This is a genomic window from Chloroflexus sp. (genome assembly GCF_049970315.1).
Taxonomy (GTDB): domain Bacteria; phylum Chloroflexota; class Chloroflexia; order Chloroflexales; family Chloroflexaceae; genus Chloroflexus.
Genome location: NZ_JBMFNE010000005.1, coordinates 55,522 through 70,358, shown reverse-complemented (window position 1 = coordinate 70,358; position 14,837 = coordinate 55,522). Strand labels below are relative to the sequence as shown.

The 14,837-nt window shown below is 54.9% G+C and carries 14 protein-coding genes; 13 read left to right on the top strand and 1 reads right to left on the bottom strand.

Annotated elements, in window-relative coordinates; translation table 11 throughout:
* The first annotated feature begins 83 nt into the window (after positions 1-83).
* The 5 genes from ACP5OT_RS05265 (at position 84) to pstB (ending at position 6,030) form a co-directional block, all read left to right on the top strand.
* Positions 84-1,865, top strand: coding sequence for a choice-of-anchor Q domain-containing protein (locus ACP5OT_RS05265; protein ID WP_428131546.1), 1,782 nt, complete (start codon positions 84-86; stop codon positions 1,863-1,865).
* 257 nt (positions 1,866-2,122) lie between these two features.
* Positions 2,123-3,253, top strand: a complete 1,131-nt coding sequence (locus ACP5OT_RS05260; protein WP_428131543.1) for a PstS family phosphate ABC transporter substrate-binding protein — start codon at positions 2,123-2,125, stop codon at positions 3,251-3,253.
* 106 nt (positions 3,254-3,359) lie between these two features.
* The gene (pstC, locus tag ACP5OT_RS05255) at positions 3,360-4,274 is read left to right on the top strand and encodes a PstC family ABC transporter permease (RefSeq protein WP_428131540.1); all 915 of its coding nucleotides are present in this window, start codon (positions 3,360-3,362) and stop codon (positions 4,272-4,274) included.
* Positions 4,274-5,209, top strand: coding sequence for a phosphate ABC transporter permease PstA (gene pstA / locus ACP5OT_RS05250; RefSeq protein ID WP_428131538.1), 936 nt, complete (start codon positions 4,274-4,276; stop codon positions 5,207-5,209). Before pstC ends, pstA begins: the two co-directional genes overlap by 1 nt.
* A gap of 17 nt (positions 5,210-5,226) precedes the next feature.
* On the top strand, positions 5,227-6,030 hold the full coding sequence (pstB, locus tag ACP5OT_RS05245) for a phosphate ABC transporter ATP-binding protein PstB (protein WP_424674413.1): 804 nt from the start codon (positions 5,227-5,229) through the stop codon (positions 6,028-6,030).
* 285 nt (positions 6,031-6,315) lie between these two features.
* Here the strand turns inward: pstB and rpmB are convergent, their stop codons facing one another.
* Positions 6,316-6,501 carry a 50S ribosomal protein L28 gene (rpmB, locus tag ACP5OT_RS05240; protein ID WP_015942320.1) on the bottom strand — a complete coding sequence of 62 codons (186 nt, stop codon included), beginning with the start codon at positions 6,499-6,501 and terminating at the stop codon, positions 6,316-6,318.
* Positions 6,502-6,602: 101 nt separating this feature from the next.
* Here rpmB and ACP5OT_RS05235 point away from each other — a divergent pair, with 101 nt between their 5' ends.
* From ACP5OT_RS05235 to ACP5OT_RS05200, 8 genes are all read left to right on the top strand, one after another.
* On the top strand, positions 6,603-7,457 hold the full coding sequence (locus ACP5OT_RS05235; RefSeq protein ID WP_424674412.1) for a DegV family protein: 855 nt from the start codon (positions 6,603-6,605) through the stop codon (positions 7,455-7,457).
* The gene (recG, locus tag ACP5OT_RS05230; RefSeq protein WP_424674411.1) at positions 7,454-10,042 is read left to right on the top strand and encodes an ATP-dependent DNA helicase RecG; all 2,589 of its coding nucleotides are present in this window, start codon (positions 7,454-7,456) and stop codon (positions 10,040-10,042) included. Before ACP5OT_RS05235 ends, recG begins: the two co-directional genes overlap by 4 nt.
* A gap of 48 nt (positions 10,043-10,090) precedes the next feature.
* Complete coding sequence (locus ACP5OT_RS05225) at positions 10,091-11,212, top strand: E3 binding domain-containing protein (protein ID WP_428131535.1); 1,122 nt, start codon at positions 10,091-10,093, stop codon at positions 11,210-11,212.
* A gap of 115 nt (positions 11,213-11,327) precedes the next feature.
* Positions 11,328-12,398 (top strand): 6-phosphofructokinase, encoded by a 1,071-nt coding sequence (locus ACP5OT_RS05220; RefSeq protein ID WP_424674409.1) that lies wholly within the window; start codon positions 11,328-11,330, stop codon positions 12,396-12,398.
* A 42-nt stretch (positions 12,399-12,440) separates the two neighbouring features.
* Positions 12,441-12,929, top strand: a complete 489-nt coding sequence (locus ACP5OT_RS05215) for an SRPBCC family protein (protein WP_424674408.1) — start codon at positions 12,441-12,443, stop codon at positions 12,927-12,929.
* A complete protein-coding gene (locus ACP5OT_RS05210; protein ID WP_424674407.1) occupies positions 12,886-13,131 on the top strand; it encodes a hypothetical protein in 246 nt (81 codons plus the stop codon). Before ACP5OT_RS05215 ends, ACP5OT_RS05210 begins: the two co-directional genes overlap by 44 nt.
* A 217-nt stretch (positions 13,132-13,348) precedes the next feature.
* On the top strand, positions 13,349-14,143 hold the full coding sequence (locus tag ACP5OT_RS05205; protein WP_424674406.1) for a DUF6754 domain-containing protein: 795 nt from the start codon (positions 13,349-13,351) through the stop codon (positions 14,141-14,143).
* A gap of 4 nt (positions 14,144-14,147) precedes the next feature.
* A complete protein-coding gene (locus tag ACP5OT_RS05200; RefSeq protein ID WP_424674405.1) occupies positions 14,148-14,816 on the top strand; it encodes a hypothetical protein in 669 nt (222 codons plus the stop codon).
* The last annotated feature ends 21 nt before the right edge of the window (positions 14,817-14,837 follow it).

Genomic DNA, 14,837 nt, shown 5'->3' with positions numbered 1-14,837 from the left:
TAATCTTCGTACCTTTGCGCCCTTTGCGCCCTTTGCGCCCTTTGCGCCCTTTGCGTCTTTGCGTTAACATATTTGCATAACCTATGTCGACCATCTTTCATCGTGCTTCCATCAACAATCTGCGCTACCGGTTCATCCTTTGGCTGAGCGTAGTCGCGCTTAAGACAATCATTGACGGTGGTGGTCGGATCACGTTACAAGGCAATAATAGTCGGCTCATCGACCACTACACCACCGGTTTTACCGGAGTGAGCCGGCTAGAAGTGCGCAACCTCACCATCACCGGTGGCCGGGCCAGTGGCGGTGGCACCGACGAATCTGCCGTTGATGGTAGTGGTGGTGCGATTCGGAGTTATTTTGCTGCCGCCAATCCTTCCTTCACGCCGACCTTAGTCATTGATCGGGTCATCTTCCGCGATAATCAAACGACGCTCACTTCGGTGCCGGCAGGCCGCGATGCTTACGATTACGGTGGCGGCGCGATCTATAGTCGCGGCGGGGCCGTGATCATTGCCAATAGTCGGTTTGAAGGCAATCACGCCCACAACGGCGCCGGTGGTGCTATTCATCTGCTCCAGAGTAGCTTGACGGTGGAAGATAGCTTCTTTATCGGGAATAGTGCGATTGGCGCACAGCCACAGGATAGCTTTGGCGGCGCGATTTCGGCTGATGGCTTGGGCGGCGCTAACCGCCGTTTGCGGGTGGTGCGTTGCCTCTTTCAAGAGAACCAAGCCCACAATTCTGGCGGCGCTATTCATATCAACATGTACGAAGATAGCAGTGGTCTGGAGGTCATCGATAGCTCGTTCGTCAAGAATGCGGTGATCGGCGGTAGTCGCGGCCAAGGCGGTGCGATCGGCGGCGGCGGATCAGCCAATGGCTCCGGCACTGGCAACCCTAGCGTGTTGATCAGTGGCAGCCTGTTTCACGCCAACCGCGCCCGCCGCACGCCGGGGGCTGATGGCAATCCGCGGGAAGATGGCTCTGGCGGCGCAGTGGCGTTTCCCCAACAAGTTGCCCTGCGGATCGTCAATACAACTTTTGTGGCGAATCGGGCAGAAGGTAGCGGGTTCAATGCGAATGGTGGTGCATTATACGTGATCAACAGTCGGCCTGCGCCATTTGTTATCGAGACAAGTACCTTCGCCGAGAACTATGCCGGTTGGGTTGGAGGGGCAATCAGCCATTCCGGTAACGGCAGCGTGAGCAACAGCCTGTTTGTCAATAACACAGCCGGCAATGGTGGCAATGGCTGGAACATTCAGCAACACTGTTCGCGCGAGCTAACCCACGATGGTCGCAGTTTGCAGTACCCGCCGCGCTTGACCGGTGCGAATTTCTGGAATGATGTCACCTGTTTTGCCGGTAAGAGCGCGCCTAACCAAACCAATGATCCGCAGTTTCGCGATCCCATGCTGCGTGCGCTGACCAACAACGGCGGGCCAACCCAGACGATGGCGATTCCCGCCGATAGCCCGGCCCGCGATTCCGGCGCTGCCTGTCCGGCCACCGACCAACGCGGCGTCGCTCGCCCGCAACTCAATGCCTGCGATCTAGGGGCATTTGAATTGCAAGTGCCGTTGATTGCCACGCCGCCGATGGTAGCGCGTAACCAACCGTCGCCGGCGCTGCTGCTCTACGGGGTTGATTTTACTGCAGCGACCCAAGTCTTAGTGAACGACCAGCCCCGTTCCACTGTCTTCATCAATAGCCAGACCTTGCGTGTCGCACTGGTAGCGAGTGATGTTGCCAATCTCGGCACGCTCACCATCAGCCTGAGTGGGCCGGGTAGCGTTGTGGGAACGACGCAGGTACGAGTCGTCGAAACGGTCTTTATGGTCTACACACCGTTAATATCCAGGTAGAGCAGCGAAGCTGCTGAGATGGAAATTCTACCCCACGAATCGCGCTCTTTCCCCGAACGTTCACCTTAATTTAACATCATCTTAATATTTCAATGATATGTTCTTAACCCGTCCCTTGTATCGTATCCCTGCAAGCGTCGTTCTTTGCATGTCGGTAAGAGTGTTACACCACGATGTGTTCGTAGCCGGGCAGACGTTCTGCCTGGTATGGTACGCTTGCAGTTCGCAGATTGTATTGGTAAGGAGAAAGAACACGTATGGTAAATGGTACGAAACGGCGGGTCTATGGCCTTATGCTCATGGCGCTGATCATTCCAATGATCGCAGCATGTGGTGGACAACCGGCGGCGCAGCCAACGGCGGCCCCGGCCGCCCAGGCAACAACGGCACCGGCTCCGACGGCAACGCCGGCCGCCCAGGCAACAACAGCACCGGCTCCAACGGCAACGCCGGCCTCTGAGCTGGCTACGCTCAGTGGTGATATTCTGATCGACGGGTCGTCAACGGTCTATCCGGTGACGGCAGCAGCAGCGGAGGAGTTTTCCCAGAAAGCGCCGAATGTGCGAGTGAGCGTGGGGATTTCAGGCACTGGTGGTGGGTTTAAGAAGTTCTGCAACGGTGAGACGGACATCTCGAACGCTTCACGACCGATCCGGGAAGAGGAGCAGGCGATCTGTGCACAGAACGGGATCGAATTCATCGAGCTACCGGTGGCGTATGACGGGTTGTCGGTGGTGGTGAACCCGCAGAACGACTGGGCGACCTGTTTGACGGTGGCCGAGTTGAAGAAGATGTGGGAGCCGGACGCGCAGGGGAAGGTGACGAACTGGAACCAGGTTCGAGACGGCTTCCCGAACCGGCCGCTGGTGTTGCTAGGTGCCGGTACTGACTCGGGGACGTTCGACTACTTCACCGAAGCGATTGTGGGCAAGGCGAAGGCGAGCCGGGGCGATTATCAGGCGACCGAAGACGACAACGTGACGATTACCGGGGTAGGCGGAGACTTGAACGCACTCGGTTACTTGGGCTACGCTTACGTCGTAGAGAACCCGGGCAAGATCAAGCCAATCGCGATTGACGGCGGCAAGGGCTGTGTGGAGCCGAGCTTCGAGACGATTGCCAACGGCACCTACATTCCACTGTCACGGCCGTTGTTCATCTACGTGCGCAAGGAGGCGGCGGAGCGGCCAGAGGTGCAGGCGTTCATCAATTTCTACCTGAGTGAGGAGTTCACACCGCTGATCCAAACCCCGCAAGTCGGCTATGTCGCGCTGTCGCAGGAGCTCTACCGGGCGATTGCCAAGCGCTTCAACGACCGTGTCTTGGGGACGTTAGTAAAGCCCGGTGAGGAAGTTGGCTTGACCCTAGATCGGTACTTGGGCAAGTAGTTTTCTCGGTATGTGCAGTATGAGCAAGAGCTTTTGCTCTTGCTCATACTGTCTCTCTATGGTAGGCTAGAAGCGGGCACAGCTTGATCGTAAAGGAGAGATGTTCGTGGCTGTTACCGATCTCCGTAAACCAATCAATCCCTTGCGCGTGTTTGGCGAGCGTCTTATTCAGGTTGCTCTCTTAGGTGCTGCTACTGTTTCAATTCTGACGACAGCAGGTATTGTCTTCTCTCTAGTATTTGAAACGATTGCTTTCTTCAGCGAAGTTTCAATTGTTGAATTCTTAACTGAAACTGAATGGACACCACTTTTTTCAATTAAGAAATATGGGATTTGGCCACTGCTATCGGCAACAATATTGACCTCAGCCATCGCAATGTTAGTGGCAGTCCCGCTCGGCCTGATCGCAGCTATTTTCCTGAGTGAATTTGCATCTGATCGTATTCGGCGCACGGTCAAGCCACTGCTTGAGATTCTGGCTGGTATTCCCACCGTCGTGTATGGTTATTTTGCCTTAACTGTGGTTACACCGTTTCTCAAGAACTTTATTCCAACGCTGAGTATTTTCAATTCATTAAGTGCCGGTTTGGTAATGGGGGTGATGCTCATTCCGTTCGTTGCCTCACTCAGCGAAGACGCTTTGTCGGCGGTACCGAACTCGTTGCGTGAAGCAGCGTATGGGTTGGGTTCCACTCGGTTCGAAGTAGCCACGCTCGTCGTTGCACCGGCAGCGATTTCAGGTATTGTAGCATCAATTGTGCTTGCTTTCTCGCGTGCCGTTGGTGAGACAATGATCGTGGCAATTGCCGCCGGTCAGAACCCACGACTCACCTTTGATCCCACCGTACCGGTTATGACAATGACGTCATACATTGTGCAAGTGAGTCTCGGCGATACACCTTACGGCTCCTTGAGCTACTACACACTCTACGCTGTTGGGTTTACCCTTTTCCTCTTTACCTTCGTGTTAAATATCTTCAGCTTCTGGATGGTACGTAAGTTCCGGGAGGTTTACGATTAATGTCTGCCCAAGAACAAATCGGAGTGAAGACCCAATCGGTTGAGAGAGTCACGGATCGGGGTAGTGGTAACCTGAAGTGGCGTCACTTCAAAGGCACCATATTAACCATTCTAGGATGGTTTAGTATTGTTTTCGGTTTGGGTATACTCGTTGTACTCATCCTCGACGTTATTAACAAGGCAACGGGCATCTTCACCAGCGGTACAAACTGGCTGACGTGGGAATTTTTTAACAATTTCGACTCGCGGTTTCCGGAACGAGCCGGTGCTAAGGCTGCTATCGTCGGTACCCTGTACACGATCTCTCTTACGATCCTCTTTGCATTTCCCCTTGGTGTTGCGGCGGCCATCTACCTCGAAGAATATGCACGCGATAATTGGTTTAGTAAGTTAGTCGAGATCAATATCAGTAACCTTGCCGCAGTCCCCTCCATTATTTACGGTTTACTCGGTCTGCAAGTCTTTGCTCGCTGGCTATTCCTCGGCCGTAGTATCATTACCGGTGCGCTGACGTTGGCCTTATTGGTCGTACCAATTATTATCGTTGCTTCCCGTGAGTCGATACGTGCAGTACCGTTAAGTTTGCGTCAGGCTAGTTATGCGCTTGGCGCAACGCGCTGGCAGACAGTGTGGCATGTGGTATTGCCGCAGTCAATTGGTGGGATTCTGACCGGCAGTATTCTTGCTGTATCACGCGCGATTGGCGAGACGGCGCCGCTGATTACGATCGGCGCTTTGACCTTCGTGCCCTTCCTGCCGCGTAATATCTTTGATATCTTTACCGTGCTGCCCATCCAGATCTTTAACTGGACGTCGCGCCCGAACGATGATTTCCGCGCGCTCGCGGCAGCCGGTATTTTGGTGTTGCTGACCATTTTGTTGGCGATCAACGCGCTCGCGATTTATCTACGTAATCGGTATCAGAAACGCTACTAATGTTGTGAAGGTATCCAATGACAGTCGTTCATGATATGGACCGAAACAATCCAAATGCACTTGAAGCACGGAATATGAACGTCTATTACGGTTCATTTCGTGCGGTCAAGAACGTCAATTTAGCGATTGAAAAGAACCGCATTACCGCTCTGATCGGGCCTTCGGGCTGCGGAAAGAGTACGGTATTGCGCTCGTTCAATCGGATGAACGATTTGGTGCCCTCGGCTCGGGTCGAGGGTGAGATCCTCTTCCACGGCGAAAATATCTACGCTCCGGGTGTTGACCCGGTGAACGTTCGTCGTCGGATTGGTATGGTTTTCCAAAAACCGAATCCCTTCCCCAAGAGTATCTACGATAATGTGGCGTATGGTCCACGTATCAACGGCTGGAAACTGTCTAAGCGTGAGATGGACGAACTTGTTGAACGAGCGCTGCGCGGCGCTGCACTGTGGGATGAAGTGAAGGACAAGCTTCACCAGAATGGCTTGTCACTTTCCGGTGGTCAGCAGCAGCGCCTTTGCATTGCCCGAGCGCTGGCGGTCGAGCCGGAAGTGATTTTGATGGACGAGCCGTGTTCGGCACTTGATCCTATCTCAACTCTCAAGATCGAAGAGTTGATGTTTGAGCTGCGCCAGAACTATACGATTATTATCGTGACGCACAATATGCAGCAGGCGTCACGCGCCTCTGATTACACGGCGTTTTTCTTGATGGATAGCGACCGTGCTGGCCAGCTTATCGAGTATGGGCCGACAGCGCAGATTTTCCAAAACCCGAAGGACGAACGCACCGAGCAGTATATTTCGGGCCGGTTCGGATGATGGCTGTCTAGATGGGAGCTGTATCGCCGGAAGGACTGCCTATCCGGCGATATTGTTTTGATCTACAATTGGGCAAGTAGGACGACGGATACGGTTATTCACGTCGCCTGATCCATCTTACCCGAAACCTGATGTACCTCCCGTGCTGTTTGCTCAACTTTGGACTTGTCCTTTGGGCTGATTGTTTGCGTATCGTCCTGGTCTGGGCTATAATGAGCGAAAGCGCAGAGGCCAGCGTCCCTGCCGGACACTGGCCTCTCCTAATGGATACGTGCGCATACTGTCCTAGCGCGTCTTCGCGAGTGTGCGCATGCATTGGGTACAGATGCGTACTTGTACCGGCTTACCACCGGGTGCCATTAACGTCGTCTTCTGAATATTGGGCTGCCAGACCCGATTGGTCCGGCGTTTGGAGAAGCTGACATTGTGACCAAACGAAGGTTTTTTACCGCAGAGTTCACATTTTGCCATAGGACTACACTCCGAATAGATACACCTTAATAGTCGCACTTTGCGAGACTATACCATATTGTATTCGCTTTGGCAAACCGCTCTGTATTGTAGGGCACACCATGGCACTGATGAAAGTTGTTACCGACGGCGCTGGCGATATTCCGTTTGACGTAGCGCGTGAGCTAGACATTGAAGTTGTTCCGCTGTCGGCGCGGATCGACGATCGGTTGTACCGCATTGGAATTGATATCAGTGAGGATCAGGTTTACGATCTCCTGTTCAACGACCACGACCGCGTCGAGATCGTCAAACCGACAGCGACCACTTTCGAGCAACTCTACCGTAGCTTGTTAGGTCGCTACGATTACGTGTATTCGATCCACCTCAGCCAGCGGTTAGGAACAATCCTAAACGAAGCACGGGCTGGGAGGTCACGCTTGCCGGCATCGAATACTCGGATCGAAATTATCGATAGTAAACTGGCTGGCATGGGGCTGGGGTCAATCGCCATTGCTGCGGCCCGTGCGATTCGCGATGGTCGTGCTCCGGCTGAGGTAAGTGAGGTAATTGGGCAGACGATTCGTCACACGCATACTGCCTTTTTCGTTGATACGATGGAGTATCTCGAACAAAGCGGCTTGCTCACCTTTAGCAGTTCGCTGATCGGGTCAATGCAGCGTATTAAGCCACTAATGATCCTCGATGAGGGAGAAATTGTACCCTACGAGCGCACACGTACACGCGCTAAGGCCATCGAGGGTCTCTTTACCTTTGTCGAAGATTTTCCGCATGTAGAAGATGTGATTATCCATTACGCCACTACTCCAGAAGATGTTGAAAAATTGCTCGAGAAGCTCGATCCAATTTTCCCACGTGATCGGGTGCAAGTCTCTCGGATGGGGCCAGCAATTGCCTCCCGTCTTGGCCCCGGTGCGATGGCCGTAACCGTCTTTGAAGGCTTTGATGAGGAATGACCGAGTCTGAGCGACAGCAGGTGACGGTGCTCGGTAAGACGTTGTCTGCCGAGCGCCGTGATGGATGCGCCGATCGCGTAGCTGACAGTGGTTTGAGTGCGTTTATTCGGCAGTGGTCGGCCACTGCCGGCAGTGCGGCGACCTTGCCGGCTGTGCAACGCGCAATTGGCTTGCTCGTTGGCTACGAACGTATGACGCATGCCGAACGTGATCAGGCGCTTGCCGCAGCCATCGAAGAGTTACGCTCACTGTTTCGTACCAACCACCACACTCCTGCGCTTGCCACCGCTGCACCGGTTACGCCACCGTCGCTTGCCCTTCGCCGAACTTCTTCGCGGCAGGGGCGTCAACGATTGGCGTCCGATAAGCATCCCTTAACCGATCTTGATCTCGATGCTAAACTCGACCAAATCGCCGGTATCGATTCACGCACAGTAGCCGGTTTTCGCCGGATCGGTGTCGTAACGATTCGCGATCTCCTGTACCACTTTCCCCGTCGCTACGATGATGTCAGCAGTCGTCGCGCGATTGATGAGTTGCAGGCAGGGGCTGAAGAGACAGTGATTGGCGAAGTGACCGACGTATGCACCATCGGCACTGGCTCCAAATTGCGCGTGCGGGTGGAAGTGAGTGATAAGACCGGCTCGATTGAAGCGATTTTCTTTAACCAGCGTTGGATTGCGCAGCAGATTCGGATTGGTCAGACGATTGTGCTCAGCGGTAAGGTGACGGTCTTCGGTGGGAAGCGGCAATTCACCAGCCCGCGTTGGGAACGTTATACTCCCGACCCCAACGCACTGTTGCACACCGGGCGGTTAGTACCTATTCATCCGCTGACACAGGGGTTGCACGAGAATCAGGCTCGCCGCTTGATCAAACAGGTGGTTGATACTGTAGCACCGCGTGTACCCGATCATCTACCGCCGGAGCGGTGTGCGCAGGCGGGCTTACTCCCACTCGGTGAAGCACTGGCTCAAATCCATTTTCCTACCAATCACGAATCATTGGCGGCTGCCCGTCGTCGGCTCGGTTTCGATGAGTTTCTCTTTATTCAGCTCGGCGTTTTGCAACGCAAGCGGCTCTGGCAACAAGAAATGGGTTTGCCATTTACAATTGATCCGCAGGTGCATGCCGAATTACTACGGCTGCTCCCGTTTCGATTGACGGCAGCCCAGCAGCGGGCGATCAACGAGATTTTTGCCGATGTGCAGCGCCCGTCGCCGATGGCGCGTCTGTTGCAAGGTGATGTCGGCAGTGGCAAGACGGTGGTAGCAGCAGCGGCACTGTTGCAAGCAGTGGCTAACGGTTTTCAAGGGGCGTTGATGGCGCCAACCGAGATTTTGGCCGAACAACACGCCAAAAATCTCAAGCAGTTGCTGAGCCGGGTGCCGGTGCCGCGTCGGTCAAGCGAGGCAATGAACGGTGAACAGTATCGGCAGATCGATTGGCGGGCGCAACTTGATCCTGAAGAGGCGGCACGACTGAACGAGATTGTCCAGATCATCGGTATGACGCCGGAAGAGGATATGGGTGGGCACGGTGTGCGCGTCGCCTTACTCACCGGTAGCCTGGGTACGCGCGAGCGACGGCGAGTACTGGATGGGATTGCCCGTGGCGAGATCGATGTCGTGGTCGGAACGCATGCCCTTATCACCGAGACCGTCCAATTTGCTCGGCTAGGACTGGTTGTGGTTGATGAACAGCATCGCTTTGGGGTCGAACAGCGATTGCGGCTGAAGGACAAAGGGTGTAACCCACACATGCTGGTAATGACGGCAACCCCTATCCCGCGCACGCTAACCCTTACCATCTACGGTGATCTCGATGTTTCAGTGCTCGATGAGCGGCCACCGGGACGGCAAGAGATTCGTACCCGTCGAATTAGCCGTTTTGAACGCGAAAAGGCTTATCGCCACATTCGTAAACAGGTCGCCGAGGGACGACAGGTGTACGTGATTTGTCCACTGGTTGAAGAGAGTGAGAAACTCGACCTGCCTTCCGCTGAAGAGATGTACGAAAAACTGCAACACGAGGTCTTTCCCGACTTGCGGGTAGCATTGTTACACGGTAAGATGTCGGCTCGCGAGAAAGATGAGGTGATGCGTGCATTCCGCGATCATCAGCATGATATCTTGGTCTCGACGGCAGTCATCGAAGTTGGGATTGATGTCCCTAATGCGACAACTATCGTGATCGAGGGGGCAGAACGGTTTGGGTTAGCCCAGTTGCACCAGTTTCGTGGTCGGGTTGGGCGTGGTAGTCATCAGAGTTACTGCATCTTGATCAGCGATAGTGATAATCAGCAGTCAAAAGAACGGTTGGCTGCTCTCGAACAGACCAACGATGGTTTTCAGCTCGCCGAGATCGATCTACAATTGCGTGGACCGGGTGAGTTTTTCGGTACACGCCAAAGTGGGACGCCCGATCTGAAAATGGCTCGACAGGGTGATACCCGCTTACTGAGCGAAGCACGGCGCATGGCCGAAGCCATTCTGTCTGATGATCCGGCCTTGGAACGCCCAGAACATGCGTTGTTGCGCCAGCGTGTCGATGCGTTTTGGACGGAGGCTATGCGCGCAGGGTAGACCGGAGAGAACATCGTTTCCTTTGTAGGTAAGCAATGAGGCTTAGCGATGCAAACCCAGACCATCACGTTGCCCGCTGCCCTCGGTGAGGCGACTTTACTGGAATGGTTGGCAACTGTTGGTGAGACGGTAACACCCACAACACCGCTAGTACGAGTGTTAACCGCCGATGCCGAATGGGCCGTCCCGGCACAGGTGGCCGGAGTGCTGGTTGAGCAGTTGGCGTCAGCAGGTGCGCGATTGTCTGGTGGTGCAGCTCTCGCCCACTACGCCCCGCCACGTCAAGTACGAGCAACGCCACTGGCTCGCCGGATCGCAGGTGCTTTGGGGATAGACCTTGCAACGTTGAACGGTAGTGGACCGGGTGGTCGTATCGGTCGAGCTGACGTGCTCGCCGCAGCTGGTATGCTCGTGGAGACGGCAGCAGCTCCTGCGGTTAACGTCTCTACCCTGACAGTTGCATCGGCGCCGGTTGTGCAGCCTGTTGCGTCTGACAACGGATCGGTGCAGATGCCGCCGATGCCAACGGAGACGGTAGCTACCTTATCGCAGGTGGTTATGTCAGACGGTGTGCCGCTTGCTAGCGTCACCATTGCTGTCAATCTTCAACCACTCATGCAACGTTGTGCAGCGCAGACGGCAGAGTTCGCCACGCGCGGTCTTCAAGCGACGCCGCTTAGCGCACTGGTCGCCGCCACAGCCGCTCTCTTTCCGCTACATCCTTTGCTCAATGCAGCGTGGGCTGAGACGGCCATTATGCTGCGACATCGCTATCACACTGCCGTCGGTTTATCCGATGGCCGATGGGTTCTGATCCGTGACGCCGGTGATCTGACCGAACGCGGTATCGCACGGATGTTAGCCCGCACCGATACTACCAACGATCTTGCCGAGGCCACGTTCAGTATCGTGGCAACAACCGGTTGGTGGCGGTTTGCATCACCGTTACCGGGAACGGCAGCGGCCCTGACGTTGAGTGAAGCGCAACGACAACCAATTGCCTTCAATGCGACGACATTGGTCGTTGGAGCAGTGGCTCAGCTTAGCCTGTGTTACGATGCCCGCATCCTCGACCATCTAGCCGCGATGGCCTTTTTACGCGATCTGTGTCGCCAGCTCGGTGTCGAGGCGCTGGCTGTAGCATCTTCATGCACCGATCCCAATCGTTGATTCAACACCACGAATATCTGCCATACATTCTCCGCCATGCTATAGTTGCGAGTAGTATAATTTGATTGTCTAGCCGGTAACTGTCTTAATCGCAATACACCCGAGGGAGTTAGCCATGGCGAGTAAGAAGCAGCGGATTGGCGTGCTCACGAGCGGTGGTGATGCGCCAGGACTTAATGCTGTCATCCGTGCGGTCGTCAAGTCGGCATCCAGTCTCGGTTGGGAAGTAATCGGGATCCACGACGGGTTTGAGGGATTGTTGGGGACGAAGAGCTATCGTGTGCTGACCAACGCTGATGTTCAGGGGTTGTTACCGCGCGGTGGTACGATTTTGCGTACCACGAATAAAGGTCATTTCGGCCCACGCCGCAGTGATGAGTTGTCAGAAGCCGATCCGTATGTTCGCGCCGTCAAAGCCATTGAAGAGATGGGGTTGCGTGCGCTGATTACCATTGGCGGTGAAGGTACGCAGCGGATTGCCTTGGAACTCCACAAGTTAGGCGCACCGGTCATTGGGGTACCGAAAACGATTGACAACGATCTCGCCGGTACCGATCGTACCTTCGGGTTTGATACTGCCTTACAAGTAGCGACCGATGCAATTGATCGTCTGCACACGACGGCAGCCAGTCACAATCGGGTGATGGTGCTTGAGGTGATGGGTCGGCATACCGGCTGGATTGCGTTGCACGCCGGTTTGGCCGGAGGGGCCGATGTAATCCTCATCCCTGAGATTCCGTTTACAATTGAACGGGTCACGGACAAGGTTCATGCCCGTGATGCCCAAGGCAGTGCCTTCAGTATTATTGTTGTCGCCGAAGGTGCGCGTCCACGCGGTGGAAGCGAAATGTACATTGCCGAGGGGCGTCTTGGTGGGATCGGGCATTGGGTTGGTGAGCAACTTGAGCGTCTAACCGGCAAAGATGTCCGGGTCGTTGTCTTGGGGCACTTGCAACGTGGCGGTTCGCCGTCACCATACGACCGCTTGCTCTCGACGCGCTACGGTGCTGCTGCCGTGCAAGCTGCGGCTCGTGGCATCTACGGTGAAATGGTGGCGTTGCGCGGGCAAGATATTGTGACCGTGCCGCTCGCCGAGGCGTGTGGCTATCTCAACCGGGTGCGTCCGCATAGCGATCTGGTGCTCTGCGCGCGTAGTTTGGGAATTGTGTTTGGTGATGAACTCTGATACCGCCCTCGTTGCCGGTGTCGGGGCAGAGGTGATGAAACGATGATCCGTTATGAGATTGCGGCGACGACGGTGACTACCGCGCCGCCAGAGCGGGTGTTTGCCGTTCTTGACGATTTTAGTAACTGGCCGCGTTGGATGCCTTCGCTCGAACGAGTACGGATTGAGTTGCCGCCGAACGACCATCCGCGCCAAGGCTATCGTTTCAAACTGCATGGGATGTTTGTCCATGCCGAGATGGAAGTGATCGACTATACGCCACTGAGTCGTGCAACACGCTTTCGGATCAGTTTTCCACCGTTTCAAGGAATTAACCGCTGTCGGTTGATCCCACTCGATGATGGACGTTACCGGATCGAGCGACTCGATCAGCTCGAGTTGCCCGATCTGGTAGCGCACGTAATCGATGCAACGCAACGCAAACGTTTTGAACAGCTTGCTCTAGAATTTCTGCATGCTCTTCGTCGGGTCGTTGAGCAGACACCACATGGAACCATCACCTCCGCTTCACCAACTGGCCGATCAGATTGAGCATGCCGGCGTTAGTGTGCCGGTGGCGATTGTGTTGCAGATTATTGCACCGCTCGATGTGATATGTAGTCAAGGCGCACAGGCTCTGCTGCCACTGGTGCGCGGTACCCGCTGGGCAGGTGTTGTTGAGCCGTTGACCATCCCCGAACATTGGCCGGCGCTGCGTGATCTCTTGTTAGCGCGCTTACAGGAACGAGGTTAATTGGGACTGTTTCCGGAAAGATGCTGAGAGTACGTGGGGAAGTGCGGCAGATACTGTGCCTCAGAAGTTTACTATTCAATATCGTTTTACCGCGTCCTAAACCGTTATTTCAGTTCAAACAATTGACAAAGCCGATCTGGTGGGTTACACTCAATATGATTGTAAGATTGTTCATCTCGAAGAAGGTTGCTTGTCGCGGGAAGAAAGGGAATACGTTATGACCCTGCCGGCAATCTTTTTGCTAGTTGCGCTTGGGATTGTCGTAGCATTTGTTTGGCTTCATCACGCGCGCGTTCTCGCCGGTCGTTTGCCGGTGAGTCGGTCGTTGCCGGCGCTAGATGTATTGCGGATGGCGCTCGCCCGTAGTGCCGAAACCGGTCGTGCGGTTCATCTTTCGCCCGGTGCAAGTACAATCGGTGCTGGTGAAGGTCAACGGGCGAGTACGTCAGAGCTGCTTGCCGGTTTACAGGTGGTTCGACAGGCCGGCGAACAGGCTGCGGCAAGTGGATCGGCTGCTGTGATTAGCTCGGCCGACGCCGTTGCCCATTTGTCTTTGCGTGGTGCAATACGACAAGTGTACCGTGGAGTTGGTCAGCCACAGGCGTTCGATCCGCGTCGGATCGAACTGTGGGCGCATGCCGATCCGTTGGCGTATGCGGCGGCTGTGGCAGTACAGTATCATCGTGAACCGTTGGAAGCGAGTATGATGGTTGGGGCATTCGGACCTGAGGTCTTACTGGCCGCTGAGATTGGCGCCCAACAGCAGATTCCGCAAGTATTAGGGAGTACCAATCCGGCATCGTTAGGTGTGATGTCTGTGGTTACGCCCCATGTGCTGATCGGCGAAGAGATCTTCGTCACGGAGGCCTATTTGACAACTGCGTCTGCACCACAGGCGCGTTTACTTACGCATGATACGTTGCGTGTAACGGTGATCGGGTTGATGGTGCTGGCGTTTGGTTATGGTGTGATCCGAGCTGTGTTCGGCTTGCCGGCTTTGCCGGGGTGGTAAGCGTATGGTATCGCTCTTGCGCAATCCCCGTCAGTTAATTGCAGTATTAATTGCCGGGGTGAGTGGATTAATTGTACTCCTTGATTTTGTCGGTGCTGGCCCGGTCGTGAACGCACTGGCGATGGTGCTGGTGCAGTGGGCGGCACTCATTACGGCCCTTGCGGTTGTTATTGGGGCGGTAAGCGTCTTCAGTTCTCACCTCCGTCGTCTGCATGCGCGTGCACCCGAAGCCGGTTATAGCCTTGTCTTGATCATCGGTATGGTGATCGTGATCGTGGCCGGTATCTTTTATCCAACTCGTACTGCCATGGGGTTGACCCTTCCGATGACGTTAGCCGCTCCGCCGATCCGTACCGTCTTTCGTCTGATCTATGAACCGCTGGCTGCCAGTTTGCTGGCATTACTCGCTTTTTTTGCCCTTAGTGCTATGTTACGTGCTCTGCGCAGTGGGCAGACTGAAGCGATTGTCGTTGTTAGCATAGCGTTGTTGGCTTTGGTGATCCAGTTGCCACCATTGACCTTCATTCCCATTATTGGCCAGATGGTACAGTGGCTGAATGACTATCTTGTAGCTGCCGGCGCACGTGGTCTGCTGTTGGGCTCGGCAATTGGTGCACTGATAGCCGGTGTGCGTCTGTTGATTGGCTTTGATATGCCGTATGCCGATCGTTAAGGGGATCGGCACCGGCGTTTG

Bases quoted from the DNA above. Each gene is read 5' to 3' on its own strand.
- ACP5OT_RS05235 (WP_424674412.1), top strand. From the start codon at position 6,603: ATGGCACTGATGAAAGTTGTTACCGACGGCGCTGGCGATATTCCGTTT.
- ACP5OT_RS05260 (WP_428131543.1), top strand. From the start codon at position 2,123: ATGGTAAATGGTACGAAACGGCGGGTCTATGGCCTTATGCTCATGGCG.
- pstA (WP_428131538.1), top strand. From the start codon at position 4,274: ATGTCTGCCCAAGAACAAATCGGAGTGAAGACCCAATCGGTTGAGAGA.
- ACP5OT_RS05265 (WP_428131546.1), top strand. From the start codon at position 84: ATGTCGACCATCTTTCATCGTGCTTCCATCAACAATCTGCGCTACCGG.
- ACP5OT_RS05205 (WP_424674406.1), top strand. From the start codon at position 13,349: ATGACCCTGCCGGCAATCTTTTTGCTAGTTGCGCTTGGGATTGTCGTA.
- rpmB (WP_015942320.1), bottom strand. From the start codon at position 6,501: ATGGCAAAATGTGAACTCTGCGGTAAAAAACCTTCGTTTGGTCACAAT.
- ACP5OT_RS05220 (WP_424674409.1), top strand. From the start codon at position 11,328: ATGGCGAGTAAGAAGCAGCGGATTGGCGTGCTCACGAGCGGTGGTGAT.
- ACP5OT_RS05215 (WP_424674408.1), top strand. From the start codon at position 12,441: ATGATCCGTTATGAGATTGCGGCGACGACGGTGACTACCGCGCCGCCA.
- ACP5OT_RS05225 (WP_428131535.1), top strand. From the start codon at position 10,091: ATGCAAACCCAGACCATCACGTTGCCCGCTGCCCTCGGTGAGGCGACT.
- ACP5OT_RS05210 (WP_424674407.1), top strand. From the start codon at position 12,886: ATGGAACCATCACCTCCGCTTCACCAACTGGCCGATCAGATTGAGCAT.
- recG (WP_424674411.1), top strand. From the start codon at position 7,454: ATGACCGAGTCTGAGCGACAGCAGGTGACGGTGCTCGGTAAGACGTTG.
- pstB (WP_424674413.1), top strand. From the start codon at position 5,227: ATGACAGTCGTTCATGATATGGACCGAAACAATCCAAATGCACTTGAA.
- ACP5OT_RS05200 (WP_424674405.1), top strand. From the start codon at position 14,148: ATGGTATCGCTCTTGCGCAATCCCCGTCAGTTAATTGCAGTATTAATT.